The sequence below is a fragment of the Lacticaseibacillus sp. 22 genome (assembly GCF_055413445.1).
Genome location: NZ_JBVAYD010000001.1, coordinates 207,169 through 225,249 on the forward strand (window position 1 = coordinate 207,169; position 18,081 = coordinate 225,249).

At 47.8% G+C, this 18,081-nt stretch carries 15 protein-coding genes and 1 other annotated feature (1 of these 16 only partly in view); of the genes, 2 read left to right on the forward strand and 13 right to left on the reverse strand.

All coding sequences use genetic code 11. The features are described from left to right. Positions 1–90, reverse strand: a binding site (T-box leader) (it extends 164 nt beyond the left edge of the window). A 142-nt stretch (positions 91–232) separates the two neighbouring features. The 4 genes from hisC to ACWP87_RS00955 all read right to left on the reverse strand — a co-directional run bounded on the left by hisC (position 233) and on the right by ACWP87_RS00955 (position 4,139). Beyond that, the gene (hisC, locus tag ACWP87_RS00940; protein ID WP_005687479.1) at positions 233–1,330 is read right to left on the reverse strand and encodes a histidinol-phosphate transaminase; all 1,098 of its coding nucleotides are present in this window, start codon (positions 1,328–1,330) and stop codon (positions 233–235) included. 225 nt (positions 1,331–1,555) lie between these two features. After that, on the reverse strand, positions 1,556–2,116 hold the full coding sequence (locus tag ACWP87_RS00945; protein ID WP_005687478.1) for an NUDIX hydrolase: 561 nt from the start codon (positions 2,114–2,116) through the stop codon (positions 1,556–1,558). A gap of 48 nt (positions 2,117–2,164) precedes the next feature. Beyond that, positions 2,165–3,031, reverse strand: a complete 867-nt coding sequence (locus ACWP87_RS00950) for a DegV family protein (protein ID WP_005687475.1) — start codon at positions 3,029–3,031, stop codon at positions 2,165–2,167. 163 nt (positions 3,032–3,194) lie between these two features. Then, entirely contained in the window at positions 3,195–4,139 is a 945-nt protein-coding gene (locus ACWP87_RS00955) for a hypothetical protein (RefSeq protein WP_005687473.1), read from the reverse strand. Positions 4,140–4,496: 357 nt separating this feature from the next. Here ACWP87_RS00955 and ACWP87_RS00960 point away from each other — a divergent pair, with 357 nt between their 5' ends. Next, complete coding sequence (locus tag ACWP87_RS00960) at positions 4,497–6,200, forward strand: NFACT RNA binding domain-containing protein (protein ID WP_005687471.1); 1,704 nt, start codon at positions 4,497–4,499, stop codon at positions 6,198–6,200. A gap of 13 nt (positions 6,201–6,213) precedes the next feature. Beyond that, positions 6,214–6,525: a MazG-like family protein gene (locus ACWP87_RS00965; protein WP_005687469.1), complete on the forward strand. Its 312-nt coding sequence runs from the start codon at positions 6,214–6,216 to the stop codon at positions 6,523–6,525. Positions 6,526–6,644: 119 nt separating this feature from the next. Here ACWP87_RS00965 and ACWP87_RS00970 read toward each other — a convergent pair whose 3' ends face one another. From ACWP87_RS00970 to ACWP87_RS01010, 9 genes are all read right to left on the reverse strand, one after another. Further along, complete coding sequence (locus ACWP87_RS00970) at positions 6,645–7,787, reverse strand: PTS sugar transporter subunit IIC (protein ID WP_005687468.1); 1,143 nt, start codon at positions 7,785–7,787, stop codon at positions 6,645–6,647. 245 nt (positions 7,788–8,032) lie between these two features. Then, positions 8,033–8,671 (reverse strand): orotate phosphoribosyltransferase, encoded by a 639-nt coding sequence (pyrE, locus tag ACWP87_RS00975; RefSeq protein WP_005685850.1) that lies wholly within the window; start codon positions 8,669–8,671, stop codon positions 8,033–8,035. Continuing rightward, positions 8,664–9,383, reverse strand: a complete 720-nt coding sequence (pyrF, locus tag ACWP87_RS00980; RefSeq protein ID WP_005685851.1) for an orotidine-5'-phosphate decarboxylase — start codon at positions 9,381–9,383, stop codon at positions 8,664–8,666. The genes pyrE and pyrF overlap by 8 nt, the downstream gene beginning before the upstream one ends. Further along, positions 9,380–10,252: a dihydroorotate dehydrogenase gene (locus ACWP87_RS00985; protein ID WP_014569647.1), complete on the reverse strand. Its 873-nt coding sequence runs from the start codon at positions 10,250–10,252 to the stop codon at positions 9,380–9,382. Before ACWP87_RS00985 ends, pyrF begins: the two co-directional genes overlap by 4 nt. Before the next feature lie 51 nt (positions 10,253–10,303). Further along, positions 10,304–13,486 (reverse strand): carbamoyl-phosphate synthase large subunit, encoded by a 3,183-nt coding sequence (gene carB / locus ACWP87_RS00990; RefSeq protein WP_005685853.1) that lies wholly within the window; start codon positions 13,484–13,486, stop codon positions 10,304–10,306. A gap of 2 nt (positions 13,487–13,488) precedes the next feature. Further along, positions 13,489–14,571 carry a carbamoyl phosphate synthase small subunit gene (locus tag ACWP87_RS00995; protein WP_005689380.1) on the reverse strand — a complete coding sequence of 361 codons (1,083 nt, stop codon included), beginning with the start codon at positions 14,569–14,571 and terminating at the stop codon, positions 13,489–13,491. Further along, positions 14,568–15,842, reverse strand: coding sequence for a dihydroorotase (locus ACWP87_RS01000; protein WP_014569648.1), 1,275 nt, complete (start codon positions 15,840–15,842; stop codon positions 14,568–14,570). The genes ACWP87_RS00995 and ACWP87_RS01000 overlap by 4 nt, the downstream gene beginning before the upstream one ends. 3 nt (positions 15,843–15,845) lie before the next feature. Beyond that, positions 15,846–16,787: an aspartate carbamoyltransferase catalytic subunit gene (locus tag ACWP87_RS01005; protein WP_005685857.1), complete on the reverse strand. Its 942-nt coding sequence runs from the start codon at positions 16,785–16,787 to the stop codon at positions 15,846–15,848. After that, complete coding sequence (locus ACWP87_RS01010; RefSeq protein ID WP_005685858.1) at positions 16,774–18,081, reverse strand: uracil-xanthine permease family protein; 1,308 nt, start codon at positions 18,079–18,081, stop codon at positions 16,774–16,776. The genes ACWP87_RS01005 and ACWP87_RS01010 overlap by 14 nt, the downstream gene beginning before the upstream one ends.

Here is an 18,081-nt window from a genome sequence, read left to right on the forward strand (position 1 = left end):
TGTGTGTTCAGTCGGTCAATCACGCGTTCTCAGCAATCGGCGCTCTCTGTGGATTGGTGCCAACCTACTTGGTCTAATCACAACTTCATGGCTATTGATTTAATGTGACTCTCATCATAACGACATTTTAAAAATTGTCAACCATATTTTTTTAATGTGCGGCAAAAAAATTTTTCAATGATCGATTATTTGTTTTTTTATTTTGGCATTTTTATAAACAAATATACAAAAATTAGCTAATATTTGAAGTCTGTTTGATTCCTAAAAAAGTCAGTAACAGTTGTTGAACTTCTGCATCTTGCTTTGGCGTTCCAAAGCTTTGACGAATCCAGCCAGGAACCATGCTGTCACGCACCAGATAACCGTGCTGTTTCAGGAAAGTGCCCAGTGCTTGCGGATCATTGACCTGATAGAGCATGAAATTGGTTTGTGTGGCATAATGGCGGATTTGGTGCTGATCAAAAAATTGATGCCACTGCTTCCGGGCGGCAAAAATCTGTTGTTTTACCTTGCGTGTGAATGTCTGATCTTCCCAGGCCGCTAAAGCCGCTGCCTGACTCATGCCGCTGATGTTATACGGGAGACGGACATTTTGCATTTTGGGGATGAGTGCTTTAGGAACAATACTGAAGCCAACTCGAAAATTTGCTAACCCGTATAATTTCGAGAAGGTTCGCATGACGAGCAGATTGGGAAACTGATGAGTCAACGATAGCGTGGATGGCTCGGGCTGATTGACAAAATCGATATACGCTTCGTCCACGACAACGAGAATGTTGGGCGGCACCTGCTTCATAAACTGCGCGATTTGATCCGGGGGCAAATAAGTACCTGTCGGATTGTTGGGGTTGCATACCCAGATCACTTTGGTTTTTGTCGTGATGTGGGCTAATAACGCGTCAAGATCAATCAAACCGGTTGCGGCAATCACGGGGGCATTAATCGTTGTGGCTCCGGCAATGGCGGCTTGTAACTGGTACTCCGGGTAAGTCGGCCAAGGTTGTAGGCTCTCATCGCCTACTTCTAAAAAAGTGCGACAAATCAAAGCAATCATTTCGTCTAATCCACTGGAAAAAAGTAATTGCTCCGCTGGTATGTCCAACCGTTTGGCAACCGCGGTCCGCAATGGCAGCGCATCCGGATCAGGATAATTGCGTGCCTGGGAAAAGGCCCAGTTTTCAAGCGCTGCCTGGACCTTTGGCGAGGTACCGACCGGATTTTCATTGAATGACAAGCGCGTCATTTTAGCCAAACCGGCCGCTTTGGCGATTCTTTCCGGGGTGCTGTCTGAGACATAATCCGGCAGCCCGGCAATACTGTTGCGTAACATTACGCCACCTGCTTTCTTAATTGTCTTAGAGTTTACCCGTTATCTTGGAAAATGTAAATATATTATGCATAAATATCCACATGAGTGCAATCCCGTCTGCTCATTTTTTGCGCAATCATGTTATTAAAAAAGCCAAGCCAGTACGCAACAGAATCTGCTAACGATGCGGACTGGCTTGGTTAAAGTTGGTTATTCATTCGTCATAAAACGGCAAAAATGTGCGCTTTATTTTTTAGCGACAAAGGCGAGGTAATAAGTGACCGCTGCTACTGTCTGAGCGGAATTGATTTTGCCACTTTTAACTCCGGCGACTAGTTCGCTGAATGGCACGAGCCGGCTGGTGACAAATTCATCGGGATCAAAATCCTGAGAAGTTTTGGCCGCCAAATCAAGTTTTGCCAAGACGAGATGGACGGTTTCATCCGTCATGCCTTCGCTTGAACGGACGGCGGTTAACCACTGCAGATCATGCGTGATATAGCCGGTTTCTTCGCGCAGTTCCCGGCTGGCGGCAGTTTGCCAATCTTCACCGGCATCAATCAAGCCGGCGGGCAACGCATAAACTTCACTGTTCGTCGCCACGCGGTATTCACGATTAATTAACACCCGATTGTCATGAGTCAACGCCAACATTGCCACCGCGTTAGCATGCCGAATTAAGTCACGTTTAACGGTTAGGCCATCAGGCGTTTTGATTTTTTGCGTCACAATGTCAAAAATCGGGCCATGATAATGCGGGGTCTCACTCAAAATAGTCCCCTTTGCTAAGGGGTGATCAAAAAACATACCGCCATCTCCTCAATGAAAAAAGCCGCGCTGATACGCGACTTGAAATTAAGCTTTCGTAAAATCTTTCATCCATGCCAACGCAATCGCCTTTTCGCCTAAATGGGTACCGACAACCGGGCCAAAGTAAGACAGCTCGAACGGTACATTCGGAAATTTTTGCTCCAGATCGGCCATCCAGCGCTGCGCTTCTTCCGGATCGTTTGCGTGGATTACGACCGCCCGAACAGGATAGTCAACCTTCGCCAATGTTTCCTGGAAAAGTGTTTCAACACGCGCGTAAGCTTTCTTGATCGAACGTATCTTTTCAATTGCAACGATTTTGTGCGATTGATCATCAAACGTCAGTAACGGTTTGATCTTCAGCATACCGCCGATAAAGGCTGATGCATTGCTTAAACGACCACCTCGTACCAGATTCTGCAAGTCGTTGACAATAAAGTATTCACCCATGGTTGCCCGTAAATCATCCAGGCGCGCTAATATTGCTTGCGGGTCTTTGCCGGCTTCTGCCATTTGTGCGGCTGCCAGGACCAGCCAGCCCATTAAAATAACGGTGATCTGGGAATCATAAACATAAACTTTAGCACCATGAACCTCATCAACCGCACCTTTTAAAGTATTCACAAACCCGGAGATTGTGCTAGCTAAGTGGATACTAATAATGGTATCGTAACCTTCATTAGCAAGGTTTTCATATAACTTCAGCATTTCGCCCAGCGGCGGTTGCGTGGTACTTGGAAACGTTTTGGCAGTTTTGAGTTTGGCATAAAATTCTTGTGTGGTAATATCTTTACCTTCGTCATAAACTTCGCCGTCAAGAATGACCGGAATCGGCACCACAGTGATGTGATGTTGATCAATTTCGGTTTGCGGCAGATAACAGGTACTATCCGTCACGATAGCAATTTTCATACAGGCACCCACTTCTTCAAAAATGATTGTCTACATCATACCATAAAAAAACGAGTTGTAAGCAGCGCGCAACCAGGAGCGCTCGGAAATCCAAGCACGTTTGGCTGGGTTTGGAGCAGTTAGGTTCGTGGCTTTTTGAGTCAAGCCCAAAAGCTTTAGCTGATTAATTGGACCCCTCACCAGTTTGGGTAGTTCCGCTTGTTTGACTGCCAGTTGTACCGGTCGTATCACTGCTGTCATTGCCCGATGTTGCGGTGTCACTGGAAGTTGCAGCCGTATCATCCCCGGTTTCATTAGATGTGGTTGGCGGCGTGGCGGGCGTTGTATTTGAAATGCCTGTTGTGTTACCGGTTGCCGCGCCAGTTTGATTCCAGTAGCCATAGTTATTGTAATAGGGATAAGTATACTGAGAACTTGAGGTGTTGGCACTGTTGTTACCGTACGTATTCGCAGTCCCAGCCGTGTTGGCATTAGTTGAACTTGTCGCTGCATCGTTTGTTGTGGTCTGATTGGTTGCAGGTGTCGAAGTAGCGATGTTGTCAGCAGATGTCTGCGTTTCTGCAGGTTGGCTTCGCTTTTCCGGTGCTTTTTGAGCGATTTGTTTCTGATACGCCCGCTTCAACTTGCTGGCCTTTTGCTTAATTGTTTGTAAAACATCGCGATTGTAGACAACAAGGCCTTGCTTGGTCAGATTAGCCAGCAATTTCTCAATTCCATCAAGTTTCTTTTGTAAGTCGGTGACTGAGATTTCTTTGAGCGCTTTTTTTGTCAGCGTATTGTCTTTGAGTAATGCGTTATTTTGGTCCTGAAAATATTTAACATCGCGATCGACATAGCTTTGATAACGCGCCAGGACTTCATTGGTCGCGTTAGTCTGTTTGGCGTAACGCTTTTCGGCTGCTTTTAACTTTTTAAGTGTTTGCAGACGTTGGGTGTCGTTTTTTTGTGGTTGACCATACTGTTGCTTAAGATTATTCAAAATCACCTGAGTTTTTTCGGTTTGTTGCTTTTCGCCTTGAACGTGCTGGTATTTGACAACGCCCAATAATACCGCCGCAGCAATCAAAACCACTGTAACAAGCAATATAATGCTTCGTTTACCCTTCATTTTTCCCAATACCCTTTCATGAATAACTTTTTAACTGCCCTGCCCCATGCTGAGCAATTTTACGAACCAGACGCTGCCAAGAGCGATCAATCCCAAAATATTATGCGCGAAGATTAGAAAGCCGGGCTAGCCTAGTCATTTCGGTTGCACTATCAAATATATTCTACCTGTTGTGACGACTATTGCCTACCATTAACAGACGATAATTAGTTTTGATCGAAAATGGTATGTGAGCGTAAGCCGGGCGTTATTGACAGATATCTCTTAATTCGGCATGTCACGTGGCGTTGACAGCTTTGCCTTACGCGCCTAAAACCGGTAAAATGATTGGGACAATTGGAAAGCGAGCGGATCGATATGTCTTTTGACGGAATTTTTACCCATGCCATGGCCCAGGAGCTTAATACCACGTTAAGCGGCGGGCGGGTTGCTAAAATTCAACAACCTTATGAAAATGAAATTATCATCACGATTCGAGCTGGACGCAAGAACCATCCCTTGTTGCTCTCAGCTAATCCACAGTATGCGCGGGTGCAAATTACCCACATTCCATTTACAAATCCAGACGTTCCTGCAACCTTCACGATGACGTTGCGGAAGTATTTTAACGCGGCTACGTTAACAGAGATTCACCAAGTGCAAAACGATCGGGTACTACACTTTGAATTCTCCACGCGGGATGAATTGGGGGATGAACTGGGGCTGCGCTTGATCATTGAAATGATGGGTCGGCACAGTAACATCTTTTTAGTCAGCAAGCGCACCGGCAAAATTATTGATCTCATTCGCCACGTTTCTGCGGATCAAAATCGCTATCGTCCGTTGATGCCCGGTGCCCCGTATGTCGAGCCGCCTAAGCAAGATAAAGTGGATCCGTTTCATGATTCGGAGCGGATTTATCACGAACTTGAACGTCAGGTAACACCTTCATTGAGTCGCGCCGCCTTGCTCCAGCAACATTACCAAGGACTTGCCAAGGATTCTGCAGCTGAATTGGCCCTGCGACTCAATCAAGGCGATGCCGGCTGGGATAGCTTTTTTGCAGCGCTGGCAACCCCTGAACCGACTATTACAACCCAAGGGAAAAAAGCCGTTTTTACCGCGATCCCGTATCAGTCTCTGACCGGCGAGCAGCAACATTTTCCAACCTTAAGCGCGATGCTGGATGCCTATTATGCGCAAAAAGCGGAACATGATCGGGTTTTGCAACAAGGCGGGAACCTGATTCATGTGATCAAAAATGTGATTGATAAAGATCGCAAAAAGCAGCGCAAATTAAAGCGAACGCTGGAAGAAACCGAAAAAGCCGATGATTATCGAATTCGCGGCGAGATTCTGACGACTTATCTGAGTCAAGTCAAACGCGGCATGACGAGTATTGAACTGCCTAATTTCTATGCTGATAATGAGCCAATTAAGATCACCTTGTCCAATCAACTGACGCCATCACGCAACGCCCAGAAATATTTTGCCAAGTATACGAAATTACGCAATGCAGTGGCGCATGTTCACCAGCAAATGCAGGAAAACCAAGAAGAACTCGACTACCTTGAAGGCATCATGGCGCAGATTGATGTAGCTAGTCCGAAAGATTTAGTCGATATTCGATTGGAATTACAGCAACAAGGCTATCTACGTAAACAGAAATCCGGAAAAAAAGGCAATAAACGCCAAAAAGTCTCCAAACCAGATCAATTCTATGCTAGTGACGGCACTAAAATCTGGGTCGGAAAAAACAACTTACAAAATGATCAGTTGACCCTACACACCGCGAAAAAAACCGACATTTGGCTGCACGTCAAAGATATCCCGGGATCACACGTGATTATCGATAGCAGTGATCCCAGTGAGAAAACCTTGCTGGAAGCAGCCAAGCTGGCAGCGTATTTTTCCAAAGCGCGCGACAGTGCCAATGTTCCGGTTGACTGGATTGAGGTTAAAAAGATTCGTAAACCTAATGGGGCCAAACCCGGCTTTGTCATTTACGAAGGCCAAAAAACAGTGAGTGTCACGCCTGACGCTGATTTAGTCGCCAAGCTGCGTAACCCGCCGACAAAATAGGAGATGTCTTTTCATGTCAGAATCATCCGCCCAAATCAGCCGCCCACTTCAGGAACATATCATTGCCAACAAAGTCAAACATGGCTGGAATACCACCGACACTAACTTTGAAATGCTGCTGGCTTATCATGAAATGGCGGAATTAACGACAGCGTTGCTTAAACATGATCAAGCCAATATCGCTGAAGAACTGGCAGATGTTACCATTTACCTGCTGGGAATCGCTGAAATAAAAGGAATTGATTTAGCCCAGGCCGTGAATGACAAAGTGACAATCAATGATCACCGTGTATACGATGCTCAAGGACACAAGCATTTGGAGTAAGTATGCTGGCCTTAGTGAGCTAAGATTGCTGATAACTTTAAACTACAAAAAATCGACCTTAAGCTAGCATGTTGATTGCTGCTCAAGGTCGATTTTTTGATTAATCTGCTGGCACTACCCTATCCCAAAAACTTAAAGACAACTTTACTATCAAATAGCTTGAATGTTTTTTCAAATAGTAACTTACTTAAAAGTGCAGCGGCAATTGGCACCGCGAACCAGCACAGTAAGACCAAGGGAATTGCCAGACCGGCATCTAATGAAGCTAGTGGGCCAACCATACCGACCATACCAAAACCGGCTGATTGTGGGGTTCCGCTGACTCCTAGCAGCGCAACCGGAATGGCAGAAACGATGGCGGTGAATAGACACGGCAGTAGGATAATCGGATGTTTAAACAGATTGGGCATCATTAACTTCATTGCGCCCAGTGCAATTGCCAGCGTCACGCCGGATTTATTGACATTCCAGGAGAAAACAACCAACGCAATAGCAGTTGCCGCCACACCCATGGCCGATGCGCCTGCCGAAATACCGTTCAGTTGAATGGCTAGCCCAATGGCAACGGTTGAAATCGGACTGATAATCAAAGTAGCAAACGAGCAGCAAATTAAAATGGCCATGAGAATTGGCTGCAAGGTGGTAAAGCTGTTGATGAGTTCCCCAATGGCGGTTGTGAAAGCCGCAATAAACGGTAGCAGTAAGACACCTATATAAGCCGTACCACAACCAACCAGAATCGGCATGGCCACTACTGCCGTTGAACCGAACCGATCTTTAATCCAGATCAGGAGAAGTACAGCAATCGAGGCAGTAATCATGGTATTGATTAAATCGCCGGTACCTGAACCCACATAGGCTTTCAGCGCCGGATTAAACTTAACGACTCCGGAGCCAACAAATGCCGCTCCAGCTGTCACCATCATCTGCATGGGATTCAATTCGAACTGTAAGGCGATCAAGCCCCCGATAATCAATGGCGTGGCAAGTTGAAAAATGACGGCAATCTGTGTCAACGTCACCGCAAATGTATTCGTACCCAGATATTTCAGAATGCCGGATAAGACGGCATTGGGAATGAGGCCGATAATGACACCCAAAGCCGTACCTGATAAGACCTTATTAAGAAAAACTGTCACCGTTAATTTGGAAGACTTTTGCTTGGCGTGCCGATCTTCAACCAGCCCGCTTTCTTTGCCGGCTTCTTCCTCAGCTAGTGCATGTGCAGCAGCTGTTAACTCTTTATTTGCCGAATCTGCCATGGGACTTCACCTCTTCTATAATGTTGGATCTATATAAATCAAAACAACCATCCGCTTGTGATGATTGTTATGAGAATATTAACAGAAGATGGCATATTTAGTCCATAGTTAATTTTGATTTAATACTACTCTCACCTTTTTAATATACGCAAAAAAATCGGATGCAAGATATTTTTAATCTTCCATCCGATTTTTAGGTATCATAAGAGTCCTACTTGTGCAGTATCGTCACAAGCTTATGGTCGTTAAAACTGTTCGCCCCACTTGGCCGGATCTTCTCGCCATTGATGCAACGAAGCCAATTGGGCACTCGTAATCGCCCCTTGCGCTTCGGCGGTTTGAATCAAGGCTGTGTAATTCGTCAACGTGAAGAACGGTAGCCCTGCTTTGGCGAAGTTTGCTGTCACCGCGGCGAGTTGGTAACTGAAAATCGCTGCGACTCCGAGAACGTTCACGCCGTCTTTTTGCGCGGCGGCAACGGCTCCAAGAACCGAGCCACCGGTTGACAGCAAATCATCAATGACGACTAACTTGGCATCTGCAGGAAGGTGGCCTTCGATTTGACGCCCCTGACCATGGTCTTTCGGCTTACTGCGAATGTAAACAAGTGGCAGATTGAGTAAGTTGGCAACCAATGCGGCATGGGGAATGCCAGCAGTTGCAACGCCACCAATGGCAGTCACATCAGGATAATGGGCCACAATCTCTTGTGCTAATCCAGCCGCGATTTTGCTACGAACGTCTGGGTAGCCGATTGTGAGCCGATTGTCGGTATAGATCGGGCTTTTTAGACCACTCGCCCAAGTAAACGGTGCTTCTGGTCGTAAGGTAACCGCTTTGATCCGTAACAAGTCGCTGGCAATTTGATTTTCTAATTTAGTCATGTGCTGTCTCCCACGCTTTCTTAATTGATTGATAGGCTGCAACCGGGTCATCAGCTTGCGTAATCGGGCGACCGATGACAATAGCCGAACTACCCAGACGTTTAGCACGGCCTGGCGTCACGACGCGTTTTTGATCGCCCACAGCGGTGCCGCGCGGACGAATACCCGGAGTTACCACCAGAAAATCAGGTTTGGTGACACTGCGAATGAGTGGTGTTTCCAAAGCACTCGCAACCACGCCATCTGCGTCACTGGCCTGGGCGATCGCTGCTAATCGTTGAACCGCCTGGCTAATTGGCATATCAATCGATAACTGATTCTCCAACATAGCTTGATCAGTGGAGGTTAGATGGGTAATGGCCAACATTTTTGGTGCCGGATGGTGGGCTGCCTTGGCACCGGCTAATAACCCGCGCTTGGCTGCTAACATCATGTCTTTGCCGCCAGCTGCATGGACCGTTGTCAACGCGACCCCTAACCGCCCTAACTGCCACGCCGCCTTTTCAACGGTATTGGGAATGTCGTGTAGTTTTAAGTCTAAAAATATGTCGACAGGGTGAGCGGCTTGAATCGCTTTGATAACGGCTGGCCCTTCCGCATAGAAAAGTTCCATGCCGATTTTGACAAATAATCGTTCGGTTTGAGGAAAAGCCTTTAAAAAATCTAGCGTGGTAGCCTGATCTTTGAAATCGAGTGCAATGATGGGTGTCATACCGCCTGTCCTTCCTGAATACGTGCAAATTCTGCGGCAATTTTGGGGATTGCCTGTTCTTGGTAATAATTAGCTGAACCGATGGCGATTGCCTTGGCACCGGCTGCCAGCATCTCGGCTGCATCATGACCGGAACTGACGCCACCCATCCCGATAATCGAAATGTGAACCGCATGCGCGACCTGATAGACCATCTGTAACGCCATCGGGAATAGCGCCGGTCCGGAAACGCCACCGGTTACATTGGTCAAAATCGGTTCGCCAGTTTCGATGTCTAAGCGCATTCCGACAAAGGTATTGATCAAAGAAATCCCATCTGCACCTGCTGCTTCAACAGCTTTGGCAATCGTAGTAATGTCCGTTACATTCGGCGTCAATTTAACAAAGATAGGAACGGAACTAGCTGCCTTGACTGCTTGCGTTACAGCAGCGGCCACGGAGGGATCGGTTCCAAACGCCATGCCGCCTTGGTCGACATTCGGGCACGAGATGTTGACTTCCAGCGCTTTTACATTTGGGGCGGCGCTTAACTTTTTGGCTACTGCTGCATATTCAGCAACATCGGCGCCCGCAATGCTAGCGATAATCGGTAAGTCTGGGTAATGGGACGCGAGCCACGGCAACTTTTCGTGCAACACGACCTCAGCGCCGGGGTTTTTTAACCCGACAGCATTCAGCGTACTGCTTGGCCCGTCAGCATAAATCTTGCCTTGATTGCCGATTCGGGGCATTAAAGTCGTTGATTTGGTAACCAAAGCACCTAATAGATTGAGATCATATTGTTTGGCGTAACCTTCGCCAAACCCAAATGTCCCGCTGGCGGGCATAAATGGGTTCTTCATCGTCAAACCCGGTAACTGGATGGCCATGTGCGCTTCCTCCTCCGCTAACCTGCGTATCCTTTTTTGGATCAGCTGATACTAACTGCGAATCGGTGTCATTGAGAAGGCACGCGATTCCAATACTTTCAAAATGGCATCGGCCGTGTCAAGGCTCGTCATTAATGGCACGCCATGCTCAATCGCGGTTTCCCGAATGCGGAATCCGTCGCTTGACGCCTTTTTATCTGCCGTCATAGTATTAATGACCAGTTGAATCTTGCGGTCGGCAATGTCTTCGAGAATGGTTTCTTTACCACTGTCAAGCTTTTCAATCGTCGCGACCGTAATCCCGGCGGCCTCAAACGCCTTTGCTGTGCCGCTGGTAGCAACTAACTGGTAGCCTACTTCACGGAAGCGCTTAGCCAGCTCGGTAGCTTCAACTTTATCGGCATCCTTAACCGTGATTAAAGCGCGGCCAAATTGTGGCAAGTGCATACCTGCTGCTTCGAACGCCTTGTATAACGCCTTTGCCAGCGTTGTATCGCTGCCCATGACTTCCCCGGTGGATTTCATTTCCGGGCCAAGCAGGCTGTCGACATGATTGAGTTTGGAGAAACTGAAGACCGGCGCTTTGACGTGAATACCAGCTTGATTAGGCAGCAGACCAGTCGTAAAGCCTTGTTCCTTCAAACTTAAACCGAGGATCGCCAAGGTTGCGACTTGAGCCAGTTTAACGTTTGTGACCTTGCTCAAAAATGGAACGGTTCGACTTGCCCGCGGGTTAACTTCAATGACATAAGCCTTGCCTTGGTGAATGATAAATTGAACGTTCATCAAACCGATGCAGTTTAAAGCACGCGACAGTTTGATGGTTGCATCGGTAATCTGGTCAATAATATCCTGACTAAATGTTTGCGGTGGATAAACGGCCATTGAATCACCGCTATGAATGCCGGCGCGCTCAATGTGCTCCATGATGCCCGGCAGTACCACGGTTTCACCATCGGAAATACAATCGACTTCGCATTCTTTACCGACTAAATAGTGGTCAATCAAAACGGGATGGTCGTGCGAAACCGATACCGCGCGATCAATGTAACTCGCCAATTCGTCAGCATTGTGAACGATTTCCATTGCCCGGCCGCCTAAAACATAACTTGGGCGAACCAAAACGGGATAACCAATTTTATCGGCGACTGCTAAAGCGCCATCTTTGTCAGTAGCCGTACCGCCTTCTGGTTGCGGTAACTTAAGTTCTTTAATGACTTGATCAAACAAGTCGCGATCTTCGGCCCGATTAAGGTCGGCTACCGAGGTGCCTAAGATCTTAATGCCCCGTTTTGCCAGCGGTTCGGCTAAATTAATGGCAGTTTGGCCGCCAAATTGAACAATGACGCCTTTTGGTTGCTCCAGGTCAATGACATTCAGGACATCTTCAAGCGTCAACGGTTCAAAATACAGTTTATCCGCAATTGAAAAGTCGGTTGAGACGGTTTCGGGGTTGCTGTTCATGATGATCGCTTCATACCCGGCTTTTTGGATCGCTTTAACACTATGAACCGTGGCATAATCGAATTCCACCCCTTGGCCAATTCGGATGGGGCCGGAACCGATTACCAGAATGCTTGGTTTATCGCTCTTGGTGCTTTCCGTGCTGCTTTCATAGGTGCTGTAGTAGTATGGGGTGTCGCTGGCAAACTCGCCGGCACAGGTATCGACCATTTTATAAACCGGCAAAATATGCTGTTCCTTACGCATCTGGCGAATTTGGTCGGCGTGCAATCCCCAGAGCTTGGCAATTTCTTCGTCCGCAAACCCATACCGTTTTACTTCGGCTAGTAATGATAAATCAGCTTTGTGGGCGGCTAATTCCCGTTCCAATTCAACAATGTGCTTGATCTTGTCGAGGAAAAACGGATTCATTTTGGATAATTCCGCAACTTCATCAATCGTGTAATCACGACGGAAGGCTTCGGCTAGATAAAAGAGCCGTTCATCGTTGGCCTGAATAATGTGTTTGCTTAGCTCATCATCACTTAGCTTTGAAAATTCAGGGCGTCGCGGATGAATCAAACCGACTTCAAGCGAACGCACCGCTTTTAGTAAGCTTTCTTCAAGTGTGCGGCCAATTGCCATCACTTCGCCGGTTGCCTTCATTTGGGTGCCGAGGGTTCGATCACCATTTTCAAACTTGTCAAATGGGAACCGCGGTAATTTGGTGACCACATAATCCAGTGCCGGCTCAAATTCGGCCCAGGTTTTCTTGGTGACCGGGTTTTTAATTTCGTCAAGGTTTAAGCCAACTGCGATTTTAGCGGCCATTTTAGCGATCGGATAACCGGTTGCTTTAGAAGCCAAAGCACTTGAGCGGGATACCCGAGGATTGACTTCGATAACGTAATATTTGAAGCTGTTACGATCAAGCGCGAATTGGACATTGCAGCCACCTTCGATCTTCAAGGCCCGGATGATCTTGAGTGCCGAGTCACGTAACATCTGGACTTCTTTATCCGTCAAGGTTTGAGTTGGCGCAAAGACCATCGAATCACCGGTGTGCACCCCGACTGGATCAAAGTTTTCCATGTTGCAGACAACGATTGCGGAGTCGGAAGCATCGCGCATCACTTCAAATTCAATTTCTTTGTAACCGGCAATGGAGCGTTCGATTAAGACTTGGGTGACCGGGCTGAGGTTCAGGCCGTTTTCAGCAATTTCGGCTAATTCTTTTTCGTTGTCAGCGATACCGCCGCCAGTGCCGCCCATGGTGAACGCTGGTCGAATGATAACCGGGAACCCGATTTTGTCGGCAAATTCCTGCGCTTCTTGGACGTTATTGGCGATGGCTGATTCTGGAACCGGTTCGTGCAATTTTTGCATCAGGTTCTTGAACAACTCGCGATCTTCGGCTTGGTCAATGGCGCTTAATTTGGTTCCCAGCAATTCGATCCCAAGTTCGTCTAAAATGCCGGTATTGCTGAGCTTCATTGCAAGATTCAACCCGATTTGGCCGCCGATGGTTGGTAAAATGGCATCTGGCAACTCTTTGCGCAAAATCTGACTGACAAATTCGACAGTTAACGGTTCAATATAGACGCGATCAGCAATTTCGGTATCGGTCATAATCGTGGCCGGATTGGAGTTTACCAAAACAACTTCATAGCCTTCTTCACGTAATGCGAGACAGGCTTGCGTTCCTGAGTAATCAAATTCTGCGGCTTGACCGATGATAATTGGGCCAGAGCCGATCACTAAGATTTTATGAATATCTTGACGTTTTGGCATGATTATCCTTTCTGCGTACGATCTGAGAATGCATCCATCATTTCCATAAATTCATCAAAAAGATGGTCGGCGTCGTGTGGACCCGGCGCAGCATCCGGATGGAATTGGACGGTGAAAGCCGGATACAGGCGATGCCGCAACCCTTCTACCGTGCCATCGTTAATTTCCACGTGGGTGACCAGCAAGGTGTCCGGGTCAATGCTGTCAGGATCGACGGCGTAACCGTGGTTTTGACTGGTGAAATCAATGCGGCCGGTTGCAATTTCACGAACCGGATGATTGAACCCGCGGTGGCCGTATTTCATTTTGAAGGTATCGGCGCCATTTGCCAGTGCAAATAACTGGTGGCCAAGACAAATCCCGAATAGTGGAATCTTACCTTCAATGCCACGAATCATATCCAATGCTTCCGGCACATCTTTCGGATCCCCAGGGCCATTGGTTAACATGACGCCATCCGGTGCTAATTCAAGAATGGTGGCTGCAGTGGTTGTGGACGGCAACACGGTCACATTACATTGACGTTTAGCCAGTTCCCGTAAAATGCTATGTTTGAGGCCAAAGTCAATGACCACCACATTGCGGCCAGTTCCCGGTGCCGGATAAGCCTGCTGAGTCGAGACTTGTTGTACTTGATTCTTTGGCAGTACCAATGCTTTGAGCTGGTCAAAGGCATGTTCGTCGGCGGCATCCACAATACTGGCTTTCATGGCGCCGACTTCCCGGATCTTTTTGGTCAGCGCCCGGGTGTCAACGCCGCTGATACCGGGAATATGTTTGCGCTTGAGAAATTCATCCAGCGTCATCTGACTACGCCAATTACCGGTGACCCGCGCAACGTCCCGGACCACAATCCCCTTTGCAGTCGGATCAATGCTTTCGTAATCATCACGGTTAATACCGACATTGCCGATGAGCGGTTGCGTGAATGTAATGATTTGGCCATTGTAACTTTGATCCGTAATGGTTTCTTGATAGCCGCTCATGCCGGTGTTAAAAACAATTTCACCAGTCGTGACCGTTTCCGCACCAAAGCCGACGCCAGGAAAAACACTGCCGTCTTCCAGAATTAAATAGCGCTTCATGCTTGTCCTCCCTTTTGATAGGCGATTTGGCCGTGACTAATGGTATATAACGCCTGGCCTTGCACCTCTTCACCGATAAATGGTGAATTTTTACCTTTTGAAAACCAATCGGCGGGATCGATTTTATAAGAAGTTTCCAGATCCAAAATGGTTAAATCGGCGGGCCCACCAACTGTGATGTGACCACCTGGCAGTCCGAATTTGGCTGCCGGAATCGTGCTCATTTTGGCAATCAGTTGTTGGAGCGTGAACATTTTGGATTTAACGAACTTGGTGTACAGCAGTGGAAAGGCCGTTTCCGAACCGACGATCCCGAATGCGGCGGTTTTAAACGATCCCGTCTTTTCTTCAGCCGTGTGGGGTGCGTGATCCGTGGCAATCATGTCTAGTGTGCCGTCTTGCAAGCCTTCCAGTAATGCCAAATGATCAGCCCGTGAACGTAACGGTGGATTCATTTTAAACATGGGGTTATCGCCGGGGATGTTATTTTCATCAAGTAACAAATGATGCGGTGAGACTTCAGCGGTCACGTTGACGCCGCGTTTCTTGGCTTCGCGAATCAAGGCCACACTTTGGCGGGTTGAGATATGACAGGCGTGATAATGAACGCCTGTGGCAGCTGCCAGGTCTAAGTCCCGAGCTAATTGACTGCTTTCGGTTTGGTTAATGATGCCAGGCAGGTTCAATTTTTTGGCAACCGGACCGGCGTTGATCACGCCACCGTGCATGAGGCTTGCGTCTTCAATGTGAGCCACAATCGGCGCGTTTAACTTGGCTGCCTGTAGCATGGCTCGATACATGGTGTCAGCATCTTGCACCCCGACACCGTCATTGGAGAAGCCAAGTGCACCGGCTGCTTGTAAGGCGGGCATGTCAACCACTTGATCCGAGTGCAGGTCCCGTGTAATGGGGGCAAACTGGCGAACGGTGATTTTGGCATCGCTACGATTCTTGGCCAGTAACGGCTTCAAAGTGGCAACTGTATCCGGCACCGGGTTTAAATTACTCATGGCGACAACAGTTGTAAACCCACCATGTGCTGCTGCCTGCGCACCGGTTTTAATGGTTTCTTTCGCGGTAAAACCGGGTTCGCGAAAATGAACATGAACGTCAATCAATCCTGGCACAACTGTCGCACCGGTGGCATCAATCACCGTTTCATCGGCTCGAGCTGTCAGTTGCTGGCCGATTGCCGTGATCTGCTCGCCGGTGATCTGAATATCGGCAGTGTATTCGGTGTCGCTAACGATGTGGGCATTTTTGATGAGCATGAGTTACTCCTCTCCGAAGTGACGGGCATTGATGACCGCTTCCAGCATGGCCATTCGCATGAAGACGCCATTTTGCATTTGCGTAAAGATCCGTGATCGTGGTCCGTCAACTAAATCACTGGCTAATTCAACATCACGGTTAACCGGTGCCGGGTGCATGAAAATGGCATTGGGTTTCATGGTTTTAGCCAAGTCATCGGTAATGCCATACTTAGCATGATAACTTTCTTTAGAAAAGGCTTCGCGATTATCCTGATTGAAGCGTTCTAACTGAACCCGCAGCAGCATCAACACATCGACCTGTTTAACCAACTCCGGCACGCTGATGAAGTCGCCATAACGGTCAAAGCTAGGATCATACCACTGTTGCGGACCAGCAAAATGTAACGTAGCACCAAGTTTGTGCAGCATCTGCATATCACTGCGGGCAACCCGACTGTGGCTAAGGTCGCCGACGATCCCGATGCTCAAACCTTCAAAATGACCGAATTCTTCGTGAATGGTCATCAGATCCAGCATCATCTGGGAAGGATGTTGCCCTGCACCGTCACCTGCATTCACAATGGCGGTTGTTGGCCAGGCACCCATGAGTTCTTTATAATAGCCGTCTTTTGCGTGCCGCATCACCGCAATATTGACGCCGATTGCCCCAATGGTTTTAATGGTATCTTCCAGCGTTTCGCCTTTTGATACTGAACTGTGGGCCGGGTCGAACGGGATGACGGTTAGCCCTAGTTTGCGTTCGGCCATTTCAAAACTGGTATGCGTACGGGTGCTATTTTCAAAAAATAAATTAGCAGCATAAATTGGTTCCGGAAAATGAACGGTTTGGCCGGCTTTGAAGTCTTCGGCGCGGTTGATTAACGCCATGGCACTTTTTTCATCAACTTGTTCAGCGGAAACAAAATCTTTAAACGGTGTATCTGTCAGATTAGATAAGGTCATTTTTCTCTGCCCCTTCTTCATTAGCGGCATGTTCTGGTAAAACAAAGTTCAGGAAGATTCCGATCACGGTTGCCAGTGCAAGGCCGGAAAATTGATAGCCGGCAAATTGCAGGCTGGCATTGCCGATGCCGATCACAAGAATGGTCGAGGCAATCATCAGGTTGCGCTTCTTATCGAAGTCGACTTTGTTGTCAATTAAAACCCGTAAGCCATTGGAAGCAATCACCCCGAACAGCAGGAAACTAATGCCGCCAATAACCGGACTTGGGATGCTACGAATTAATGCGCTTAGCTTACCGATGAAGGCGAACAAAATCGCGAACAATCCTGCACCGCCTAAGACATAAACACTGTGTACCTTCGTCATGGCAAGCACACCGATATTTTCGCCATAACTGGTGACAGGCGGGCCCCCGACGAATCCAGCGATGATTGACGCAGTTCCGTCACCGGCTAAGGTATGGTTCAAGCCGGGATCCTTAAAGAAATCACGCTTAGTCAATTTGTTGAGTACCATGATGTGGCCCATATGTTCGGTCATCGTGACAAACGCAATCGGTGCCATGGATAAAATGGCTCCCCAGTAAAGTTGCGGCTGATAGCTGATAAAAGGCAGTTCAAACTTTGGCAGATCAAACCAGGCCGCTTGTTGTACCGGCGTCAGATCAACAATGCCAAACAGCAAGGCCACCACATAGCCGGTGACAATTCCGAGTAAGATCGGCAAAAGACTAATAAACTTTTTGAGATACATGTTGTAAATGATGACGGATGCCAAGGTGATCATCGCAACGGCAAAGTATCGCAGGTCATAAACGCTCTTGGTGGCACTGATTGTACGCATGGTCGCATCGGTGGCGGCTGTGCCTGCCAAGGATAAGCCAATGACCATGACAATCGGACCGACCACGATTGGCGGGAGTGCCCGATCAATCCAAGCTGATCCGCTGCGAGCAACAATCAAGGCAACGATGAGATAAACGACACCGACTGCTACGGTTCCTTGTGCGATGGCTGGATAACCCGCACCTTTCATCAAAGCTTGCATGATCGTGATAAACGAGAAACTCGATCCCATGTACGCAGGAATCTTACCACGAGTAATCAGGATATAAACTAAGGTGCCGACACCGCTTGAAAATAAGGCAATGCTTGGATCCAGTCCGACTAAAATCGGTACCAGCACAGTTGAACCGAACATGGCAAAAAGGTGCTGGATTGAAAGTCCCACCCATTGACCGAATTTCGGCTTATCACCGATATCCAGTACTGCTTCGTCATTATGAAAAGCCAT